Below are 22,003 nucleotides of genomic sequence, written 5' to 3'. Positions count from 1 at the left end.
AAATGACGGCAAACGATGTGTGGCAGCGCGACGCACCGGTGCCACCGCAGAGACGTCAGGGCGGCTGCTTTTTTTCATAATCCAGTCAATAAGTCAACCAATCAACACAGCATGGAGTATAGGCCGAGCGACATCGAGCCAAAATGGCGAAAATGGTGGCGGGAAAATCAGACTTACAGAATTGACAACCGAAACGGGAAACCCAAGTTCTATGTGCTTGATATGTTCCCCTATCCTTCGGGTGCGGGGCTGCACGTCGGCCACCCCTTGGGCTACATAGCCACTGACATCCTCTCTCGCTACAAGCGCCTGCGCGGGTTCAGCGTGTTGCACCCCATGGGCTTCGACTCTTTTGGGCTGCCGGCGGAGCAATATGCTATCCAAACGGGCATCCACCCGGCCACTTCCACCGAACAAAACATCGCCCGCTACCGCGAGCAATTGGACAACATCGGCTTCTCCTACGACTGGGACCGGGAGGTGCGCACCAGCGACCCCCGATTTTACAAATGGACGCAGTGGATTTTCATGCAGTTGTTCAACTGCTATTACGACCGCGACGCGGATAAGGCGCTGCCCATCAGCCACCTGACGGAGATTTTTTCCAAAAAAGGAAACAAGGCGGTGAACGCCAGCTGCGACGACGACACCCCCATCGTCAGCGCCGAAGATTGGAATGCCATGAGCGAGCGCGAACAGCAATTGTTCCTGCTGAAATATCGCCTCACCTACCCCGGTGAGGCGTACGTCAACTGGTGCCCGGCCCTTGGCTCGGTACTCTCCAACGACGAGGTAAAAGACGGCGTGAGCGAACGCGGCGGCCATCCGGTGGAACGCAAGCTGATGAAACAGTGGAATATGCGCATCACGGCCTACGCAGACCGTCTGCTGGACGGGTTGGAGGTTATTGATTGGCCGGAGTCCATCAAAGAGCAACAGCGCAATTGGATAGGACGCTCGGCGGGCGCATCGGTTCGGTTTGCGGTGGACGGGCACGAAGGCATCGAGATTGAGGTTTTCACCACGCGTCTGGACACCATCTATGGGGCTACCTTCATGGTGTTGGCTCCCGAACACGAGCTTGTGTCACGATTGACCACCGACGAGCAGCGTCAGGAAATAGATTCGTACATCAAATGGACGGCATCCCGCTCCGAAGTAGAGCGAATGTCGGAAGTCAAAAAAGTGACGGGTGCGTTCACAGGCGCATTTGCCATCAACCCCTTCAACGGCGAACGCATCCAGATTTGGATAGCCGACTATGTGCTCGCAGGCTATGGCACAGGGGCCGTGATGGCCGTGCCCAGCGGCGACCAGCGCGATTGGCTGTTTGCCACGCATTTCAACCTGCCCATCATCCCCATTCTCGATGCGCAAGAGGGCTTGGAAAACGCTGCCGACCCGACCAAAGAAGGGCGCTACATCAATTCTGGCATCATCAATGGCATGACCTACGCCGAGGCGATGCCCACCCTGATTCAATGGTTGGAGGAACGAGCGTTGGGCAAAGGAAAAATACAGTACAAATTGCGCGATGCCGTGTTCAGTCGGCAGCGATATTGGGGCGAGCCGGTGCCTGCCTACTGGAAAGATGGGGTGCCATATCTCATTGATGAGCGCGATTTGCCGCTAGTGTTGCCCAACATTGACAAATATCTGCCGACCGAGACCGGCGAGCCGCCATTGGCCCGCGCGGAAGATTGGCGCTACACTCCCCACAACGGAGAGGGAGACGAGCGTTACGAGTACGAACATTCCACCATGCCCGGATGGGCAGGCTCCTCTTGGTATTTCTACCGCTACATGGACCCGCACAACGAGGATGCTTTTTGCTCCAAAGAAGCATCCGACTATTGGCAGCAGGTGGATTTTTACCTCGGCGGCTCCGAACACGCGGTGGGGCACCTGCTCTACAGCCGTTTTTGGAATCACTTTCTCCACGACCTCGGCCTCGTGCCGTACCGCGAATTTGCCAAAAAATTGGTGAATCAGGGAATGATTCAGGGGCGCTCCAACTTTGTCTTCCGCGCCAAAGAGTCATTTTTTGAGCAATACCTGAATTTGAAAGTGCTCAAGCCCTTTTTTGCCGAATATGGCCCGATGCGCATCGCCAAAACAGAAGTGGAAGACAGCTTCAAGTACGACTACGCCTTTGGCACCAACGATTTGGTCATAGAAGTCACTTCTTGGAAGCAAGAGGAAAAAATAGAGCGTGTGCGCAAAACGGCTCACGGCGATGGCAAACGACTCATGGTGCTGTACTCCGAAACGTTGATTGACCATATCAACGAGCCAGAAGTAATAGCGGAAAAAGTGCGTCAGGCACTCGAAAGCCGCGAGAACTTCATTGCTGACTTGGAGCGCCCGGTGTGCGAGCAACTGTTTGTCTCGCAGAGCCTGCTCTACAAGTACCACCCCGACTCCTTCACCAAACTCCATGTGGATGTGGGAGTGGTGGAGGCCGACGTGCTCAATTTGGAAAAGGCCCGACGGTTGCCGATGTTTGAAAAGGCCAACTTCAAACTCGACCCCGACAAAAAATACATCTGCGCATGGGAAGTGGAAAAAATGTCGAAGTCGAAGTTCAATGTCGTCAACCCCGACGACGTGGTGGCTGAATACGGTGCCGACTGCTTCCGAATGTTCGAGATGTTCCTCGGCCCCATCACCGACGCAAAGCCGTGGAACACGCAGGGCATCACAGGGGTGTCTGGTTTTTTGAAAAAATTCTGGAGGCTGTTCTTCAGCGGAAAAGACGGTGCATTCAGTGTCACGGAAGATGCCCCTACCGCCGAGGAACTGCGGGCGCTGCACCATTGCATCAAAAAAGTGACCGACGATGTGGAGCGCATGAGTATGAACACCTGTGTCAGTCATTTCATGATAGCTACCAACGACCTGCACCGCCTCAACTGCACCAAACGCGCCATTTTAGAGCCGCTCGTCGTCATGCTGGCCCCCTTCGGCCCCCACATTGCCGAGGAACTCTGGCATCGCCTTGGCCACGCCACCACCGTCTGCGATGCGACTTGGCCCACCCACAACGAGGAATACCTGAAGTCGGACACCAAGGAGTACCCTATCCAAATCAACGGCAAGCTGCGCGCTACCGTCACGCTGCCCACCGACGTGTCGAAAGAAGATGCCGAAAAGGCAGCGCTCGCACTGGAGCAGGTGCAAAAATGGCTGGATGGCCAAGCGCCCAAAAAAGTCGTCTTCGTACCAGGGCGCATGATAAATGTGGTGGTGTGAATTATGCAATTCCCCCACCCATTTGCATCCTTATCCATACATTTGGCGGCGCTTGTTACCCGGCTGACCCATGCTGAAATTTCTCCGCCCAAGTACACCCGAACATTACACCGACGAGCAGTTGCTGGCCGAGTATGTCCGCAACGGCTCGTCGCGGCATTTGGGCCAACTCTATGAGCGCTACATGCCGATGGTCTATGGCGTGTGTCTGAAAATACTCAAAGACCCCAGCAAGGCCGAAGACGCTGTGATGAACATTTACGAGGAACTCACGCGGAAGGCGAAGGAGCACGAAATCGAGTCGTTCAGAGGCTGGCTCTATGTGCTGGCACGCAACCACTGCCTAATGGAATGGCGCAAACACCAGCGCCGACCCACCGATTTGCACGACGACATGAGCCGCCACGACGCGGTAGAGCAAGCCTTCACCTACGAGCTGCCCAAAAACGGCACACCCTTGGAAAAGTGTCTCGATGAACTGCCGGCCCATCAGCGCAAAAGTGTGGAGTGGTTTTATTTTGAGGAAAAATCTTACAAGGAAATCGCCAACATCATTGCCGAAGATGTGGGTAAAGTGCGCTCCTACATTCAAAATGGACGACGCAACCTGAAAATTTGCCTTGAAAAAGCAGGAGTCAGAGGCGTAATTGGTGATGAATGACTCAAACAAACAACGAACAACGAACAACCACCAACAAACAACAAACAACGAACAACCACCAACAAACAACGAACAACAAACAACGAACAACAAACAACCACCAACAAACAACAAACAACCACCAACGAACAACGAACAACGAACAACCACCAACAAACAACAAACAACCACCAACGAACAACGAACAACAAACAACGAACAACAAACAACGAACAACAAACAACAAACAACGAACAACGAACAACAAACAACGAACAACAAACAACAAACAACAAACAACAAACAACAAACAACGAACAACCACCAACAAACAACGAACAACAAACAACGAACAACAAACAACGAACAACCACCAACAAATAACGAACAACAAACAACGAACAACCACCAACAAATAACGAACAACAAACAACGAACAACAAACAACAAACAACAAACAACAAACAACAAACAACAAACAACGTGAACCCTTCTGTGCAACAAAACGACGCGCGTTTTCTCGAGTTGCTCCGGCGCTGGCAAAGCGGTGATTTTAACCGGGCCGACGAACGAGAACTGAACGCGCTGGTCGCCACCGACGACTTCCGCCGGGAGGCCATGGAAGGGTTCATGTCAGCATCCGAGACCGCTCACGAAGAGCGTTTGGCGCATCTGCAACTCCGTTTGCACGAACGTGCCGGGCGCAGCACGGGCGGCCAGGTCATCGCTTTGCCGCAAGTATTGGCCGCTGCTGCCGCATTGATTATTTTGCTCGTAGCCATCATATTTTTCCCCAAATGGAACACCAACGGCAAGGGTGAAACCATTGCCCAAACAAAAGCGGAAAACGAGCGCCCCGCGTCCGAATCCGATGCGCTCGTTCTCGAAGCCCCCAGTGGCGAAGACATCGCGGCTACGCTCCCCTCTGCGAAGCCCGCTCCATCCATTAGTGGGCCAAGCGAACGTGCCTACCGCGACCGGGCAGCAGCCCCCTCCGGTGCCGGTGCAGTAGTAGCCGATGCGGCTGTTGCAAAAGAAACACAAGAATTGAGTGAAGAAGCCCTACAGCCCAGCCCTATGGCTGCGCCCCCACCAGTGACCAATATACCAGCGACGCGCTCTGAATCGGTCAACAAAGCTAATCCATCTCTTGGGAACGACTCTCCATCAGGTGGTGCGGCCCCCGGTCGCGTCATGGATACCCCCAAATTAAAAAAATCGGAAGCGCCTGCTCCTGCTGCCCGTGCCGACGACAAGACTTGGCACGAAACGGATAAAAAACCCGACATGGATGCCGAAAAAAAGGCTGCCGCCACACAGCTGCCGCGTGAGAGCGAGCCTGCGGGCGGTTGGGAAGCCTTCCGGGAATATCTGCGTCAAAATGCCCGACTTACCGCTGAGGCTCGCAACAACAACGTGAGTGGCGCGGTGCTCGTGGAATTCAGCGTCAATGCCAACGGCGAACCACAGGGGTTTGTGGTGCGGCGCTCCCTCGGCTACGGTTGCGACCAAGAAGCCGTCCGGCTGATAAAAAACTGGGAGTGGGTGCGCGGCGAGCGACCGACAGTTCAGGTGGAGATTCCATTCGTTCGATGAGCGCACATCGGAGCGTGTTCATCCTCAACACTTGTGCGCGACGACGCGGAGTTTTGAAAAACTTTGTCCTGCATGGGACAACTGAACGGGTGCCGCGATGTTTAATGTCGTGTTTACTCAAAATTCAATTTACTTTTGCCCCAATCCCGCCTCCCGGCATCACCGACTATGCAACGACAAGCAGAAGCGCCGATTCCCACTCGTCACGGTCATTTCAGCATGGTGGCATACGCTGAAAAAAACACGGAGCGGATGCCACACATAGCGTTCATCGCCGAGGGCTTCGACCCCACGCGCCCCGTGCCCGTGCGCATCCACTCCGAGTGCATGACCGGCGATGTGTTTGGTTCCCGGCGCTGCGATTGCGGAGAACAACTGGAAACCTCGCTCCACATTGCAGCGGAACGCGGAGGCGTGGTCATCTACCTCCGCCAAGAAGGCCGCGGCATTGGCCTCATCAACAAGCTCAAAGCTTACAACCTGCAAGACCTTGGCCTCAACACGGCTGAAGCCAACACGCATCTTGGCTTCGACGTGGATGCTCGACAGTACGACGCCGCGATATTCATCCTGCAAGACCTCGGTATAGAGGCCGTGGAACTCATCACGAACAATCCAGCCAAAGTGGAGGCTCTGCGTCGCTCTCCTATCCGAGTGGTAGGGCGCATTCCGCTCGTCATCCCGCCGCACGACGACAGCCGCCATTATCTCAAAACCAAACAGGAGTTGATGGGCCACCTTCTGGGACTTTGACCCTCTCTGCGACCGCGCTTCTCAACACGATTTTCACGTCGTTTTTTCCTTTGGAAAATTAAATCACGCCGATTGCGTTGATATTCTAAAAAATGTGCGGATGTTTGCAACATTCCTCTTTTTTTAAGGGTTCAAAGCACTGAAAGCCAGTGTGAAAAACCCCGTAATCGCTAATCCGCCTTTTCCATGAATTATCACAACATGATAGAGCCCTATCTCTATGGCAGCCTCAGCCCGGAGGATGAAGTCGCCTTTGAAAGGCAGATGACACGCGACCCCGCGCTGGTGGAAGCCGCCGCTCGTCGCCTCAATGCAGAGGCGGCACTTTCCCAGTTTAAAGTTCCGCAACACACGGAAGCGCCTCCTCGGAGGTCACCGTTGCCTTTGCTGTTGGTGGTGGGTTTTGTGGCAGGTCTGCTCGCGTTGGTGTGGTGGAAGACCTGCCCCTCCGCTGTGGCGCAAGAAGAAGCGCATTTAGTCCCCACAGAGCAGACAGACGTTCAGTCCAAAGCACTTTCTGATTGATTTTTTGGCTGCGCCCTCTACCTTCTGCCAATTTTTCACAAGACATTTCAAAAATCGCATCTCGCGCGGTTGCTCTTGAGCCACTGCTCTTTCTCCTCGTAGTTGGGCATATAGTGCGCCACGAGCGCCCAAAAACGGTCGGAATGGTTCAGTTCGACCAGATGGGCGAGTTCGTGCAGTATCACATAGTCTTGCACGTCTGACGGGGCGAAAAGGAGACGAGTGGAAAGATTCACGTTGCTGTGGGCCGAGCAGCTGCCCCAGTTCGTGTGGTTGTATTTCAGATTGATGCTTTTGATGTGTTGGCGGAAGGTGCGGTCGTTCCAGTCCAACACGCGGCGGTGGATTTCGGGATAAAAATCGCCGGCCACCACGCGGCTGAGCAAGGTCTTGATGGCCTTGGTGCGATGCATCGGCGAGGACTGGCTGCTGATGCGCAGTTGGATGGTGTCGCCAATGAGTTTGCCAGCGTGGGAGCCGCGCTCCTCGATGCTGACATCCAGAATGTAGCGGCGCTGGCCTACCTCAAGGATATCGCCTGTTTGATAGGTTTTGCCCAAAAATGGCTCGCGCAAAGCGGGTTTTTTCAGAAATGATTCCTGTACCCATGCCTGCAACTGAAGCATTTGTTTTTGAATAAAATCCGGTGGCACGCCTACTGGCAGGCGCAGCGTCACCCGCTTGCCGGTAATGCCAAAACGGGTGTCGCGCCGCCGTTCCAGCGTGATTTCAACGGGGAGTTCCAACCCTGAAACGGTGATGAGCGTGTGGAATTTTTTCATTGACGGACGACGATTTTACCCTTTGCGTTTCGCAAAATCCTGCATCAGAGCCACCAGCGCCTCCACGCTTTTCTTGGGCAGGGCGTTGTAGGTGCTGGCGCGGAACCCGCCAACCGAGCGGTGGCCTTTGAGGCCGACCATGCCGTTGGATTCGGTTTCTTTCAAAAATTCTTTTTCCAGCGCCGCGTATTTTTCCTCCATCACAAAGCAGATGTTCATCAGCGAGCGGTCTTCCTTAGCCACTGTGCCCTTGAACAGCGGATTGCGGTCAATTTCACTGTACAGAATGGCAGCCTTAGTCTTGTTTTTGCGCTGCATTCCTTTCAGGCCGCCATTTTTCTTTATCCAGCGCAGCGTGAGCATGGAGACGTAAATCGGGAACACAGGCGGGGTGTTGTAAAGCGAATTTTCCTTGATAAACGTGCGATAGTCGAGCATGGAAGGCAGGTGGCGCTTCACCGTGCCGAGCATATCCTCTCGAACGATGACGACCGTGGTGCCAGCCGGGCCGAGGTTTTTTTGCGCCCCGGCGTAGATGAGGCCAAAGGGTGTGGGGTCGAAGGGGCGGCTGAGAAAATCGGACGACATGTCGCACACGATGGGCACGGGCGATTTGGGAAAACGGTGCTGTTGCGTGCCGTATATCGTGTTGTTGCTCGTCAGGTGCAGGTATTTCGCGTCCTTCGGGATTTTGTAACCTTTGGGGATAAAAGTGTAATTCTGTTCTTTCGATGACGCGATAACGTTCACATGGCCAAAGGCTTTGGCTTCTTTGATGGCCTTATCGGCCCACACGCCCGTGTTGACGTATGCGGCGGTTTCGTCTTCGTTGAGTAGGTTGAAGGGAGCCATGAAAAACTGCGTGCTGGCACCACCGGTGAGCCACAAGACGTGATAATTTTCGGGCAAACCGATGATTTCGCGCATCAGCGTGTTGGCTTCTTCGATGATGGCGGTAAATTCCGGCCCCCGGTGCGAGAGCTCGAGCAGGCTGAGGCCGATGCCGTGATAGTTGAGGGCTGCTTTGGAGGCTTCTTTGAGGACGGACGCGGGCAGCACGGCTGGCCCGGCGGAGAAGTTGTGTTTTTTCATTGAGCGGACTTTTTTCGGGGGGCAAAAGTAGGGGATGTTCTGATTATGAGGCTAATGATTACCCACAAATCCAACACGCTCGCTTGACCTAACCTCGAAGGTGCCATTTGCCGATTTCGTGAGGATTTGTGGGTGGTCATTTGCCTTTTGGCTTTGATGGACGTGCTGAGAGCATTGCGCTTGAAATTTGGAGCCGCCGGTGCCACGCATTCAAAGCCACCTTGTCTGCTCCCGTATTGGGGGGGGGATTTGCGTTGGCTATTGAAATCAGGAATCGTGAATGTTTATCCGATAGCTTCATGCTTGGTCGGAGAAATTAGGCTGGCTGAAAGGTGGAATCAGGCGTTGGGTGCCGAATCGTTCGGTCAGCAATCGCGGTAAAGATGCACGTCATTTCTGAGCGTTAAAATTTTACATTGCTGTGCAATAATTTCTGAAATGTATGGAGAATCAACAAAAGTTACGTTAATTTGCCACTTCGTAAAGCATAATCCGCTGCATAACTCACTGATTCCAAGTGATGATTTTCTTCCGCATTGTCCCCGAGTGCCGAGTGAGATAATCCATTTTCAGGCACAAACAATTTTTCTTTAACCAAATCAACTTTATTTGTATGAAGCAAGTCCTACTTGGGCTGGCGCTCCTCTTGATGAGCGCCACGCTGGCGTTGGCTCAGCGCACAGTGACCGGCACGGTCACCGATGATCAAGGCGAGCCGCTGATAGGCGCCACTATCACAGCCCCCGGCACTTCAGCCGGCGCAGTTACTGATGTCAATGGTTCTTTCCGACTCAATGTACCCGACAATGCTTCCGCGTTGCGCGTTACATACACGGGTTTTCTCGACAAAGAGGTGCTTTTGACTGCCGAGAGTGATTATCGCATTGAAATGGCGGTCAATCCCTCCAGTCTGCAAGAAGTCATCGTGGTCGGCTATGGCACCCAGCAAAAGCGTGCCATCACGGGTACCATTTCTTCCATTAAAGGGGAGGAAATTGCCTCGTTGCCAGCACAAAGTTTTGACCAATTGTTGCAGGGTCGTGCTGCTGGGGTGAACGTCAGTATTCCGAACGGTGTGTTGAACAACCCTCCGGTGTTTCGCGTGCGCGGCATCAACTCAATCAACCTGAGCTCGTTCCCGCTCGTGGTGATTGACGGGATTCCGACCTTCACCGACAACCTGCGCAACGGCAACAACAGCGCCTCGAACAACGCGCTGTCGAACCTGAATCCGAACGACATCGAGAGCATTGACATTTTGAAAGATGCCTCGGCCGCGGCGATCTATGGTTCGCGTGCTAGCGCTGGTGTGGTACTCGTGACCACTAAGCGCGGCAAAAAAGGCAAAACTCGCGTGAGCTACGACGCATGGGCTGGTTGGACAAGAGCTGTCCGGGTACCCGAAGTGCTCAACGCGCAGCAGTATGTCGAAATCAAAAACGAAGCAGCGGCCAATGCCAATTTTGCCGGGCCGCAGTTTTTCCTTGATTCCATCAATGGTCAACTGATTGATACCCGTTGGTCTGACTATGTGTATCGCAATGGGTTCTCGCACAACCATGCCTTGAGCTTCTCTGGCGGTACTGACCAAACCACCTATTATCTTTCACTTGGCTACACCAACCAAGAGGGGATGATTATAGCAAACGACTTTCAGCGTCTTTCGGGTCGTCTGAATCTTGACCACAATCTCTCGAAACGCGTGAAAATCGGTGGTATCATCGGCTACTCCACGAACGAGAACAACGCCCCCAACACTGGCTCGCTGACAGGTCAGGCATTTAGCACGGCTGGTATCGGTCGTCTGGCTTTTGTGACCGCTCCGATTGTTGACCCATTTAGGTACGATGAGCGCGGCAATCGTCTTCCGGGCGTCGCAGGCTACAACATCGCGTCGAACAACCAACTTGGCCGCGGCAAAAACCTCCAACAAACGGGCTTTTACAACCCAGTGGTCATCACGGACCTGAACCGCCACACTTCCGAGGCTGCCCAGATTCAGTCCTCTGCCTATGCTCAATGGGAAATCATCAATGGCCTTTCCATCAAGACACAATACGGTATTGACAACATAGCGGTGGAAAACATCACCTTCTGGACACCTATCCACGGCGATGGTTTCGGCCAGAACGGTTTTGCCGAAAACTTGAGCATCCGCAACAAACGTTGGAACTGGCAGAACATCCTGAGCTACGATGTCACCTTGGGCGGCAACCACACTTTGGGCTTCTTGGCTGGTAACGAACAGCAGCGCACCACTTCCGAAGGCTGGGGCGCACAGCGTTCGCAAATTGCCGACCCATTCTTCACTACCTTCCAAGGCAACTTTACCACCATCAACCCAGCCTTCAACTTCCAAGGGGAGAACTACTTGTTGTCCTATTTTGGCCGTCTCAACTACGAGTTCAATCGCCGCTACTACGCCACCATAAACGTACGTCAGGACGAGTACTCTGCCTATGCCCGCGGCAACAAGAAGGGCACCTTCTGGGGTGCTTCTGCAGGTTGGACCCTCTCCGAAGAAAATTTCTGGCGCTCACTCGGTGCCTTTGGCGAAAAAGTCAACTTCTTCAAAATTCGGGGGAGCTACGGTACAGTGGGCAACAGCGTAGGCATTGGCGACTTCGCTTCGCAGAGCTTGTTCAACTCCGGCCTTTATGGTACCTCGCCGAACTTCTTTTTCTCACAAGCAGGCAACCCAGAGCTGACATGGGAAACCAGCGAGAAAACGGATATCGGTGTCGTATTCGGTCTTTTCAACGACAGGCTGCAAGGTGAGTACACCTACTTCAAAAACAAAATTGATGGTTTGATTCAGAATGCGCCCCAGTCTCCCTCGAAGGGGATTCCCGGCAATATAATCGCTATCAACGTTGGCTCGATGGAGAACACAGGGCATGAGTTTAGCCTTTCGGCTACCGTGTTGCGTCGTGGCAAATTCTCTTGGACTTCTGCTGCCAACCTTACATTGATGAAAAACGAAGTGACATCTCTGTACGAAAACAGCGACATCGTCTCTCAAACGTCGGGTCTTGAAAACACCAACATCATCCGCGTGGGAGAGTCGGTGGGCAGCATCTATGCTGTAGAGACACAAGGTGTCAATCCGGCCAATGGTCGTCGCCTGTTTGTATTGAACGATGGCACAGTGGTACAATATAGCCACGTTGTGCCCGCCGGACAAAGCCCGTGGACCAAGCTGGACGGCTCGGCCTCTCGTGCCCCGGGTCTCATCGCTGATGGTAAAGTATATGGCCCTGCTATCCCGACATGGTTTGGCGGATGGGACAACACCTTTACCTATGGCGCATTTGACCTGAATGTGCAGATGAACTATGCAGGTGGCTACTATATCTACAATGGTAGCCAGGCTGGTCTGCGCGATATGCGTTTCTGGAACAACCACACCGATGTGCTCGACCGCTGGACGGAAAGCAACCCTAACGGCAAAATCCCGCGCGTCGTGTTGGGCGACAACGTTTCCAACGGCTCCGCATTGGCTATTTCGGAAAACGTGGAAAAAGGCGACTTCCTCCGCATCCGCAACATTACGTTGGGATACCGTTTGCCTTCGGATTTGCTCCGTCGTGCCAACATTTCCAACCTGCGCATTTATGGCAGCGTGAATAACGCATTCCTGTTTACGGGTTACACAGGTACTGACCCGGAAGTTTCCTCGAACGGCAATACAAACGCTACACCGGGGGTTGACCGCAACAGTGTCCCGATGGCCCAAACCTTCACGGTTGGCCTGAACCTCGGTTTCTAATTCACCACCACTTAAAAAGCGAATTTCATCATGAAAAATATCAAGCAGACATTCAAGTCTAAAATGGTCCTGCTTCTGGCTTTGGCAACAATGCTCTTGCCCAATGCCTGCCAGAAAGACTTATTGGACCCCCTTCCCCAAAACTTACTTGGCGATGCCGCCATTTTTGCCACTCCCGACCGCTTTGAAAAGGTGCTGAACGGGGTGTATAGCAGGCTGAAAAATGGCGCGTTCTACGGTAGCCGAATCATTGTTTATGGCGACATCCGCGCAGAGGAATTCCTCAACGAAACGACAAATGGTGTGACGGGCTTTGGCGTGTGGAACAACAACGTCACCGAATCCTCCATCAACGACGTCACCAACCTCTGGATTGAAGCCTATCGCACCATCAATAGCGCCAACATTTTCATTGAAGGTGCTGATGCCAATCGCGCTATCTTGGGCGACGATGCGCTTGTCAATCGCTACATCGCCGAAGCTCGCTTCATCCGCGCCTTAAGCTATCACAGTCTGTTGCGCTACTATGCCCGCCCCTATGCCGATGGCAATGGCTCCCAGTTGGGCGTGCCTTTGCGGCTCCGGGCAGAAACTGGCCCCGCCAACAACGACTTGGCGCGTAGCACAGTAGCCGAGGTGTACAACCAGATTCTCGACGACCTGAACAAGGCTGAAGCTGACTTGGCCGCCAACAACGGCTCGGCCGCCAACAACGTCATCCGTGCGCACAAAAACACGGCTATTGCTCTGAAAGTGCGCGTTTTGCTAGGAATGCAACGCTACGCGGATGCCATCACAGAGGCTAACAAACTCGTGCCCGCAACAGCTCCGTTCGTGGCACCCTCTGGCGTGGCACACGCACTTCAGGCTGATGTGAAAACCGTGTACGCCTCACCTTACACGACTTTGGAAAGCATCTTCTCCATGCCGTTCACGCCCAACGACCTGCCGGGTGTTCAAAACGGCTTGGGCAGCTACTACAACCCCGGACCGCGCGGCATTGGCGACTATTCGCTCAACCCTGCAGGCATCATCGGCGATATGGACCACTTCCCTGCTACCGATGCGCGTCGGCAGTTCATATTTGTCAATCCGGGCAACAACAAGCCCTACATGAACAAATTTCCAACTGGCCCGCAGCACACCGACTATGCACCAGTGCTGCGCTATGCAGAGGTGTTGCTCAATCTGGCAGAGGCAGAAGCACGCGTCAATGGCCTGAACCCACGCTCCGTGGCTCTGCTCAATGCCGTGCGCGGTCGTTCGGATGCCACCGTGGTGTTTGACTTGGCCGATTTTGCTACTGCCGACGAACTGATTGATGCTATCATGATTGAGCGTCGCATCGAATTGCTCGGAGAAGGCTTCCGTGCTTTCGACGTTCAGCGCCTGCTCCAGCCAATTCCCGGCAAGGTCAACGTCGCCGCTACCCTGCCCAGCGTCTCGGCCTACATCTGGCCCATTCCAACGGCTGAACTGGCCGCCAACAAAGCTTGTGTGCAAAACCCGTAAGAGGGAGCACTGGCTATTGTGGCCGTCGTGATTCTCAATAAAAAAACTGTCCGGTGCCGCTTTTGCGGTGCCGGGCAGTTTTTTTATCAAAACCACGTGACAAACACTTAAACCCGCCGTTTTTCGTTAATCACGGGTTTCAAGCACGAACCTCCTCCTACCTTTGCAGGTTCAACCAAACATAATTTGACAATGCCATAACTTGATAATGAGGTAATTATATTCTTGACAAAATCACGGATGCCGATTATCGAACAAAGCCATTTTCAAATTATCAAATTCAATCCCTCTGTTTCACACAATGTCGAAAGCATATACCAGCCCAACGTCGGCGCTGATTTTCAGCCTCGTATTCTTGTCGCTCCCCTCACTCGTTGCCCAACCAAAAGCAAATCTCGAAGTCAATCGCACCAGCGCCATTGACCGCACCTTGCCAGTGCTCAACGTTACGGTGGATGCCGGCGGGCGCAAATGGGCCTCCAACGCAAAGGGGGTTTATCAAATCAAAGCCAGCGATTTTGGCACGCCGCTGTCCGTCCCCGCCGGCCACAAAAACGTACTCTCCTTCAAAGGAGGCAACGCCGATTTTACCTGGTCGGAAGAAGCCTTCAAAAGCCAAGTCAAAGCCGAGTGCACGGTCACCTCCGCGTGGTACGACGAGAAAACAACCACCCTTTGGCTTGGCACCGACGAGGCAGGATTGTTTCAGTTCAAAACCACCCCTCAACTTCAATTGGTGCAGCAATACACCAATTCCAATTCAAAATTGAGGTCAAAAAACATCACCATCATCTTTCAGGACAAGTCCAACCGCCTTTGGGTCGGCACCGACGACGGGCTTATGTACGGCCCACCCGGTCGCTGGAAAGGCGACTTCTCCGGCTACGAAGTGCAGCGCATTCGAGAATATGGCAACGTCATCTACGTCTTGGCCGACGGCGAAATCTCCCTCGCACCCAACGGCGACAAATGGTCGGATTTGAAATTGAACAAAAAGAAATTGGAAGGCCAAATCGCCGATTTCGACATAGACATGGGCGGAAAAATGTGGCTCGTTTCTGGCGTGCTCACACGCTACGATTTGCTCGGCGATACCTACGACGTATTTAGCGGCCCAGAGTATTACACCAGCGAATACGGCACCTGCGTGGCCGTTGATTTCGACGGTGCCGCTTGGGTGGGCACCTCCGACAAAGGTCTCTACCAAGTGGACAAGGCATCCTCCATGACCCTCAACGCCTATGTGGACAAACCCATCAGCTGTGCAGGCGATGGAAAAGATGCCGTCCTCGTCGCCAAAGTCACGGGCGGTGTGCCGCCCTATACCTACGCATGGAGTGGCGGATTGAGCGGCGACAATCCCAAAGGGGTCGGAGCCGGCAACTATCTCGTCACCGTGACAGATAGCAAAGGCAAAACGCGCAGTGCCGAAGTACCCGTGCCAGACGCGCGCCTACGCATCAAAGCGCGACAGAAAAAGCCAGTTTCCGCAACCGGACAAAGCGACGGCTCAGCAGAGGTGGATATGGAAACCAACGCCTCCGGCCTGCAAATACGCTGGAGCAACGGCGAGACGATGGCCGTCGCGACCAAACTCCCCTCAGGTCCGCACAGCGTCACCGTCACCGACCCCAAAGGATGCAGCGCCGTCGCTACCGTCGTCATCACCGAAAAAGCCCCGCCAATGGTGGCTGCCATTTCGGAAAAAGAACCCGTCAGGTGCGCAGGCGATAAAAATGCCTCGCTCGCCGTTCAAATTACTGGCGGCAAAGGCCCCTACAAATACGCTTGGAGCAATCCAGCACTCAGCGGCGAACAGCCGACAGGCCTTCAGCCCGGTGAATATCAACTTACTGTGACAGATGCCACAGGCATCACCGCCACCGCCACCGTCAGCGTGAAACAACCCGAAGCCCTCACCGTCAATGTGCAAGTGCAATCACCCGCCACCCTCAGCAACGCCGACGGCAAGGCATTGGCGCAGGCAAAAGGAGGCACAGGCATCTATGCCTTCAAATGGGACAACGGCGAGACCGCCTACACCGCCACCAAGCTTGCCCCCGGCCAGCGGAGCGTCACCGTCACCGACGCAAACGGCTGTTCTGCCACCGCAACTGTGAGCATTTCCGAAAAAATAACCCCATTGGAAGTTTCCATTTCAGTGAAAAAAATCATCAAATGCGCAGGCGAAAAAGCCTCCTTAGTGGTCGAAACCACAGGCGGAAAAGCCCCCTTCCAATATAACTGGAACAACCCCGCAGCAGTAGGTGGTCAGCCCGACAACCTCCCCGCAGGAGACTACGCCCTCACCGTGACCGACATCACCGGAGGCTCAAGCACCGTCACCTTCGCCATCTTGGAACCCACCCCCATCGCCGCCTCTATCGTTGTCACCGCCCCCGCCTCCACAGGCAACTCTGACGGCAAGGCCACCGCCCAAGCCACCGGCGGCGCGGGCAACTACACGTTCAAATGGGACAACGGCGAGGCCGCCGCCGCCGCCCTCAAACTCGCCCCCGGTCAGCGGAGCGTCACCGTCACCGACGCGAACGGCTGCACCGCGACGGCGACGGTGCCCATATCGGAGAACATCCTGCCGCTCGCGGTGAGCATTTCGGAGAAAAACAAAATCAACTGCGCGGGCGACAAGGCGACTTTTGCTGTGCAGGTGAGTGGTGGAAAACCACCTTACAATTATGTATGGAACAACCCCTCGTTGAGAGGCGACCAGCAAGACGGTGTCGGCGCGGGTGAATACACGGTGACAGTGACCGACGCTTTGGGCACTTCTCAGACGGCTGCACTGCAAGTAAAAGAGGTGGAGCCATTAGTGGTCGAATTGACGCGCAACATCGGCGCGACCACCGAGCGCAGCAACGACGGCAAGGCTCAAGTCGCGGTGAAAGGTGGCACGCCCAAGTACAGCATCGCCTGGGACACCAAACAAACTGGTCTTGCCGCATCGAAGCTGCCGCTTGGCCCGCATAGCGTGACGGTGACAGATGCAAACGGCTGCTCACAGCAGGTTGATTTTCAGACTGAAAAACGCATATTGCCAGAGCTCACTGGCAAGCTGGAAAGTGGCCAGACGATTCGGATGCGCCTGCTCAACTTTGATACGGACAGTTACATCATCAAAGAATCGTCGTTGCCGATGCTCGATGAGTTGTACGATTTTATGATGGAACATGGCACCGTGGCAATAGAAATCGCGGGTCACACCAATAACCAACCTTCCGATGCTTTCGCGGACGAGCTTTCCACCAACCGCGCCAAAGCCGTGTTTGATTATCTTACCGAAAAAGGGATTGACCCCAAGCGCGTGGTTTACAAAGGCTACGGCAAACGTTATCCGCTGGTGCCCAACACTTCCGCAGAAGGCCGCCGGACGAACCAGCGCGTGGAAATCAAGATATTGAAACTCGCCGAATAAACGCTCCAACAGGGGACGCACAGTTTGCAAAAACTTAGCCTCCCCTGTTGGGCTTTCAGCTTACTTTTGCCGCCCAACAAAGCCCCTCTGACCACCTTATCTTTCTCAAACATTCCTTCCGCAATGAATAAAATGATTGCCCGCTTCCCCGACCAACTGGGCGAGGCGCTTGCATTGACCGAAAAAATTGCTTTAAACAAACACAACGCGCCGTTCCGCACGGTCTTTATCTCAGGCCTGGGCGGCAGTGGTATCGGCGGCGGTTTCGTGCAGGATTTTGCCCGCACCACTTGCAAACTTCCCATCGTCGTCAGCAAAGGCTACCATGCCCCTGCTTGGGTGAACAAGCACACATTGGCGATTTGCTCTTCTTATAGTGGCAACACGGAGGAGACTTTAAGCACCTTCGACCAACTGCTCGGCACAGGTGCAAAAATCGTCTGCATCGCTTCGGGTGGCAAATTGCTCGAACTGGCGAAGCAGCACAGCCTTGATTATGTGCAACTTCCGGGCGGCTGGAGCAGCCCGCGTGCCTGCCTCGGCTACTCGGTGGTGGCGCAGTTGGGCGTGTTGCGGGCGGCGAAGTTGATTCCCGGCAAATTGTTGACTTCCGTGAAAGCCGCCCGAAAACTGCTCGTGAAAGACGACGTGGATATTCAGAAAAAGGCAAAAAAAATCGCCGGGTTCCTTGTTGACAAAACGCCCGTCATCTATGCCCCCGACCACATCGAATCAATCGCCGTGCGCTGGCGGCAGCAAATAAACGAGAATGCCAAGATGCTTTGCTGGCACCACGTCGTGCCGGAAATGAACCACAACGAGCTCGTCGGCTGGCGCCACAACCGCCCCGACATCGCTGTCGTGTGGCTTCGCAACCGCGACGATTTCGCACGCACGGCCACCCGCATTGACATCAACAAGGAAATCGTAGAGCACTTCACCGCCACCTCTATTGAGGTCTGGTCGAAAGGCAAATCGCTCGTCGAGAAAGCGTTTTACCTCACGCACCTCGGCGACTGGGTTTCCTACTACCTCGCCGAACTCCGCGACGTGGACCCCGTGGAAATCAAAGTGATTGACTATTTGAAAGGAGAATTGGCGAAGGTGTGAAGACGGCGCACGGTTGATGCTGCACGGCGCACGATACGCGGTTTGACGACTTTGGGTTGTCTGACCGTTCACATTTATGAATTTAAAACCTTGTGAAATGATACAACTCGATATCTCCGCCTCCGAAAAATTCATTTCCGCACACGAACTCTCGGCCATCGAGCCGCAAGTCGCCGCTGCCGCCAAATTGCTGGAAAGCCGTACCGGTCCCGGCAACGACTTTCTCGGCTGGCTCGATTTGCCGTTGAAATACGACCGTGCGGAGTTCAAGCGTATCAAATCTGCCGCGAAGAAAATTCAGAAGCAAAGCGAGGTGTTGGTCGTCGTCGGCATCGGCGGCTCGTACTTGGGCGCGAAGGCGGCGATTGAATTTTGCCAGCACAGTTTTTACAACAATTTGCCCAAAAAGAAGCGGCGCACTCCTGAGGTGTATTTTGCCGGAACGAACATTTCAGGGACTTACCTCACTCATTTGCTGGAAGTTATCGGCGAGCGCGACTTTTCCGTGAACGTCATTTCCAAATCCGGCACCACGACCGAACCCGCCATTGCGTTCCGCATTTTCAGGCAAAAACTGGAAGAAAAATACGGCAAAGTGGGCGCGAAAGAGCGCATTTACGCTACGACGGACAAATCGCGCGGTGCCCTGAAAACGCTGGCATCGCAGGAAGGCTACGAAACTTTTGTGGTGCCTGACGATGTGGGCGGGCGATTTTCGGTGCTGACGGCTGTCGGTCTTTTGCCAATCGCCGTCGCCGGAATTGACATTGACGCGCTCCTGCGCGGCGCTGCCGAAGGCGTGAAACTGTATAAAAAACCGTTCGCCGAAAACGACTGCTACCGCTACGCCGCCGCGCGCAACATCCTGCACCGCAAGGGTAAAGACATCGAACTGCTGGTGAACTACGAGCCGCGCTGCCACTACATCGCCGAGTGGTGGAAACAACTTTACGGAGAAAGCGAGGGTAAGGACGGCAAGGGGATTTTCCCGGCTTCGGTGGATTTCACGAGCGATTTGCACTCGATGGGACAGTACATTCAGGACGGTCGGCGCTCCTTGTTCGAGACAGTTTTGGAAATTGAAAAACCCGAAGCCGACCTCCCGATGTTCAAAACTGCCGATGACCTCGACGGGCTGAATTATCTGGCCGGAAAAACGCTCGATTTTATCAACAAAAAAGCCGCCGAAGGAACCCGCATGGCGCACACGGACGGCGGCGTGCCGAACCTTGTGATTCGCGTCCCCGAAGCGACGCCTTACTACCTCGGCCAACTTTTCTTTTTCTTTGAAAAAGCCTGTGCCATGAGCGGTTATCTCTTGGGCGTCAACCCATTCGACCAGCCGGGCGTGGAGGCGTACAAGAAGAATATGTTTGCGTTGTTGGGGAAAAAGTGAGTATTATTGCATAAAATTTTCAGCATGAACGCCGCAACACTCAAACAAGTCATCGCTCGCGGAATCAGCGATTTGCCGGAAGAAAGCCTGCAAGAAATCGCCGATTTCATTCTCTTTCTTCGTGCGAAAAAAGTCAGCAAAGTGGCTTTTTCCGAAATAGGTTTGGCTGATTACATTCAACGAGAATTGAGCGCTTTGCGCGAAGCAGAGTTGTCGCACGTTGAGGAGGAATTCGTAGGTTACCAAAAAAAATACCCCGTTGAGTAAGTTCGTCACCGACACGATGGCGCTCGTTCTCTTCTTGGAAAAACGCAAAATGCCGCAGCAAATCAAGGGCATTTTTCAAGCAACGATGGCTGGGTCGAATGAGATTTGGATTCCGGCAATGGTCTTGGCGGAAGTGGGTTATTTGGCTGAACGGAAACGAATTTCTGCCACTGTCGCCGATGTTTCCAAGTTGGTTTCCACAAACCAAAATTTTCATTTTCAAGAACTTAGCGCCGACATCGTGTCGCTCGCCTTTCAAATTCCCGACATTCCAGAATTGCATGATCGCTTGATAGCAGCGACGGCGCATTGGTTGAAGATTCCATTGCTCACCAATGACCCGGCAATTCAAAATTCGGCGGCTGTTCAAACCATTTGGGCATAAAAATCAAGGGAGTAGATTTTTTTCCCGCCGCGCTTGGTGTTCTCACCAAGCGCACCTGCGCGAGATTCCAAGCGCAAACCCCTCACCCCGCCGCTTCTGCTTGGTGAGAACACCAAGCAGGGCGAAAACACAGAGAGCACAGAGCCACAGAGATTTTTCCCTCTGCGGCTCTGTGCTCTCTGTGTTTAAAAATACACTCTCTCAATCACAATCGCCGTAGCCCCACCGCCGCCGTTGCAAATCGCCGCGAGGCCGAGTTTCCCGTTTTTCTGCTGTAACACGTTGTTCAACGTCGTCACGATGCGTGCGCCCGAAGCGCCGAGCGGGTGGCCGAGCGATACCGCGCCGCCAAACACATTCGTCTGGTTGTGCGGCACTTCCATCACTTTTTCAAATGCCAGCGCGACGACGGAAAAGGCCTCGTTCACTTCAAAAAAGTCAATGTCGTTTTTTGAAACGCCCGCCATTTTCAAGGCTTTCGGCGCGGCGACAGTCGGCGCAGTGGTGAACCACTCTGGCTCCTGCTCGGCATCGGCGAAGCCGCGAATCTTGGCAATAGGCTTGAGACCGAGGCGTTTCACGGCTTCTTCGCTGGCGAGGATGAGCGCCGTCGCGCCGTCGTTGATGGTGGAAGCGTTGGCAGCCGTCACCGTTCCGTCGGGCGTGAAAGCGGGGCGCAGGCCGGGTATTTTGTCGAACATTACCTTTTTATATTCCTCGTCCTCGACGATTTGCAGCGGGTCGCCTTTTTTCTGCGGAATGGTGACAGGCACGATTTCCGATTTGAAAAAACCTGCTTCGGTCGCGGCGGCTGCGCGTTTGTAGGAGTCAATGGCAAAAGCGTCCTGTTCTTCGCGGCTGATGTTGTATTTCGCAGCCGTTGCGTCGCCGCACACGCCCATCGCCTTTTGGTTATAGACATCGGTGAGGCCGTCTTTAGCGAGGCCGTCCACGAGTTCGCCGTTGCCGTACTTGAGGCCCCAGCGAGCGTTGGGCAGGTAGTAGGGGATTTGCGACATGTTTTCCATGCCGCCAGCCACGACGATGTCGTTGATGCCGAGCATAATGCTCTGTGCGCCAATGGTAATGGCCTTCATGCCAGAGGCGCAGACTTTGTTAATCGTGGTGCAAGGAACATTGTCGGGCAAACCTGCGAAACGCGCTGCTTGACGAGCCGGGGCTTGGCCGAGGTTGGCGCTCACGACGTTGCCCATCAAGACTTCGTTCACTTCGTTGGTTGCGACACCCGCTTTTTCCAAGGCGCCTTTGATGGCCGCAGCGCCGAGTTGGGTGGCGGAAATGCCCGCCAAAACGCCGCCAAAACTCCCAATCGGGGTGCGCACGGCGGAGACGATGAATACTTCTTTCATGGTGGAGATTTAGTTAGAGCAAATAGCGCCGCAAAACTACGCGCATTTTTTGCCATTCGTATTTCAAAACCAAATTTGGCGAAACAAGGTTGCGCCTTTCATTTATTCGCCAAACCTCTTT

The 22,003-nt window shown here is 54.0% G+C and carries 16 protein-coding genes and 1 pseudogene; 14 read left to right on the top strand and 3 right to left on the bottom strand.

Annotation, left to right across the window (positions count from 1 at the left end):
* Nucleotides 1-111: 111 nt before the first annotated feature.
* From KIS77_18985 to KIS77_18955, 7 genes and pseudogenes are all read left to right on the top strand, one after another.
* A pseudogene (locus tag KIS77_18985) lies at nt 112-2,007 on the top strand (leucine--tRNA ligase).
* Nucleotides 1,996-3,252: a class I tRNA ligase family protein gene (locus KIS77_18980; protein ID MCW5924411.1), complete on the top strand. Its 1,257-nt coding sequence runs from the start codon at nt 1,996-1,998 to the stop codon at nt 3,250-3,252. Before KIS77_18985 ends, KIS77_18980 begins: the two are co-directional and overlap by 12 nt.
* A gap of 70 nt (nt 3,253-3,322) precedes the next feature.
* The gene (locus KIS77_18975) at nt 3,323-3,913 is read left to right on the top strand and encodes a sigma-70 family RNA polymerase sigma factor (protein MCW5924410.1); all 591 of its coding nucleotides are present in this window, start codon (nt 3,323-3,325) and stop codon (nt 3,911-3,913) included.
* Nucleotides 3,910-4,311: a hypothetical protein gene (locus tag KIS77_18970; protein ID MCW5924409.1), complete on the top strand. Its 402-nt coding sequence runs from the start codon at nt 3,910-3,912 to the stop codon at nt 4,309-4,311. Before KIS77_18975 ends, KIS77_18970 begins: the two co-directional genes overlap by 4 nt.
* A 76-nt stretch (nt 4,312-4,387) precedes the next feature.
* Nucleotides 4,388-5,488, top strand: coding sequence for a TonB family protein (locus tag KIS77_18965; GenBank protein ID MCW5924408.1), 1,101 nt, complete (start codon nt 4,388-4,390; stop codon nt 5,486-5,488).
* Nucleotides 5,489-5,656: 168 nt separating this feature from the next.
* The gene (gene ribA, locus KIS77_18960; protein MCW5924407.1) at nt 5,657-6,241 is read left to right on the top strand and encodes a GTP cyclohydrolase II; all 585 of its coding nucleotides are present in this window, start codon (nt 5,657-5,659) and stop codon (nt 6,239-6,241) included.
* A gap of 201 nt (nt 6,242-6,442) precedes the next feature.
* Nucleotides 6,443-6,766, top strand: a complete 324-nt coding sequence (locus tag KIS77_18955) for a hypothetical protein (GenBank protein ID MCW5924406.1) — start codon at nt 6,443-6,445, stop codon at nt 6,764-6,766.
* Nucleotides 6,767-6,813: 47 nt separating this feature from the next.
* Here the strand turns inward: KIS77_18955 and KIS77_18950 are convergent, their stop codons facing one another.
* Both KIS77_18950 and serC read right to left on the bottom strand, forming a co-directional pair.
* The gene (locus KIS77_18950; protein MCW5924405.1) at nt 6,814-7,548 is read right to left on the bottom strand and encodes a DUF45 domain-containing protein; all 735 of its coding nucleotides are present in this window, start codon (nt 7,546-7,548) and stop codon (nt 6,814-6,816) included.
* A 15-nt stretch (nt 7,549-7,563) separates the two neighbouring features.
* A complete protein-coding gene (gene serC, locus KIS77_18945) occupies nt 7,564-8,640 on the bottom strand; it encodes a 3-phosphoserine/phosphohydroxythreonine transaminase (protein ID MCW5924404.1) in 1,077 nt (358 codons plus the stop codon).
* Between the two features lie 613 nt (nt 8,641-9,253).
* On the opposite strand from serC, the gene KIS77_18940 reads away from it, so the two are divergent.
* The 7 genes from KIS77_18940 (at nt 9,254) to KIS77_18910 (ending at nt 20,512) form a co-directional block, all read left to right on the top strand.
* The gene (locus KIS77_18940; GenBank protein MCW5924403.1) at nt 9,254-12,409 is read left to right on the top strand and encodes a TonB-dependent receptor; all 3,156 of its coding nucleotides are present in this window, start codon (nt 9,254-9,256) and stop codon (nt 12,407-12,409) included.
* A gap of 30 nt (nt 12,410-12,439) precedes the next feature.
* Nucleotides 12,440-13,921: a RagB/SusD family nutrient uptake outer membrane protein gene (locus tag KIS77_18935; protein MCW5924402.1), complete on the top strand. Its 1,482-nt coding sequence runs from the start codon at nt 12,440-12,442 to the stop codon at nt 13,919-13,921.
* Between the two features lie 301 nt (nt 13,922-14,222).
* Nucleotides 14,223-17,354 carry an OmpA family protein gene (locus tag KIS77_18930; GenBank protein ID MCW5924401.1) on the top strand — a complete coding sequence of 1,044 codons (3,132 nt, stop codon included), beginning with the start codon at nt 14,223-14,225 and terminating at the stop codon, nt 17,352-17,354.
* A gap of 123 nt (nt 17,355-17,477) precedes the next feature.
* A complete protein-coding gene (locus tag KIS77_18925; protein MCW5924400.1) occupies nt 17,478-18,464 on the top strand; it encodes a bifunctional phosphoglucose/phosphomannose isomerase in 987 nt (328 codons plus the stop codon).
* Nucleotides 18,465-18,561: 97 nt separating this feature from the next.
* The gene (locus KIS77_18920) at nt 18,562-19,860 is read left to right on the top strand and encodes a glucose-6-phosphate isomerase (protein ID MCW5924399.1); all 1,299 of its coding nucleotides are present in this window, start codon (nt 18,562-18,564) and stop codon (nt 19,858-19,860) included.
* A gap of 24 nt (nt 19,861-19,884) precedes the next feature.
* Nucleotides 19,885-20,127, top strand: a complete 243-nt coding sequence (locus KIS77_18915) for a hypothetical protein (protein MCW5924398.1) — start codon at nt 19,885-19,887, stop codon at nt 20,125-20,127.
* Between the two features lie 34 nt (nt 20,128-20,161).
* Nucleotides 20,162-20,512, top strand: coding sequence for a PIN domain-containing protein (locus tag KIS77_18910; GenBank protein MCW5924397.1), 351 nt, complete (start codon nt 20,162-20,164; stop codon nt 20,510-20,512).
* Nucleotides 20,513-20,697: 185 nt separating this feature from the next.
* Here the strand turns inward: KIS77_18910 and KIS77_18905 are convergent, their stop codons facing one another.
* The gene (locus KIS77_18905) at nt 20,698-21,882 is read right to left on the bottom strand and encodes an acetyl-CoA C-acyltransferase (protein ID MCW5924396.1); all 1,185 of its coding nucleotides are present in this window, start codon (nt 21,880-21,882) and stop codon (nt 20,698-20,700) included.
* Between the last annotated feature and the right edge of the window lie 121 nt (nt 21,883-22,003).

The organism is Saprospiraceae bacterium (assembly GCA_026129545.1).
GTDB lineage: Bacteria > Bacteroidota > Bacteroidia > Chitinophagales > Saprospiraceae > M3007.
This window is presented reverse-complemented; position numbering and strand designations above follow the sequence as displayed.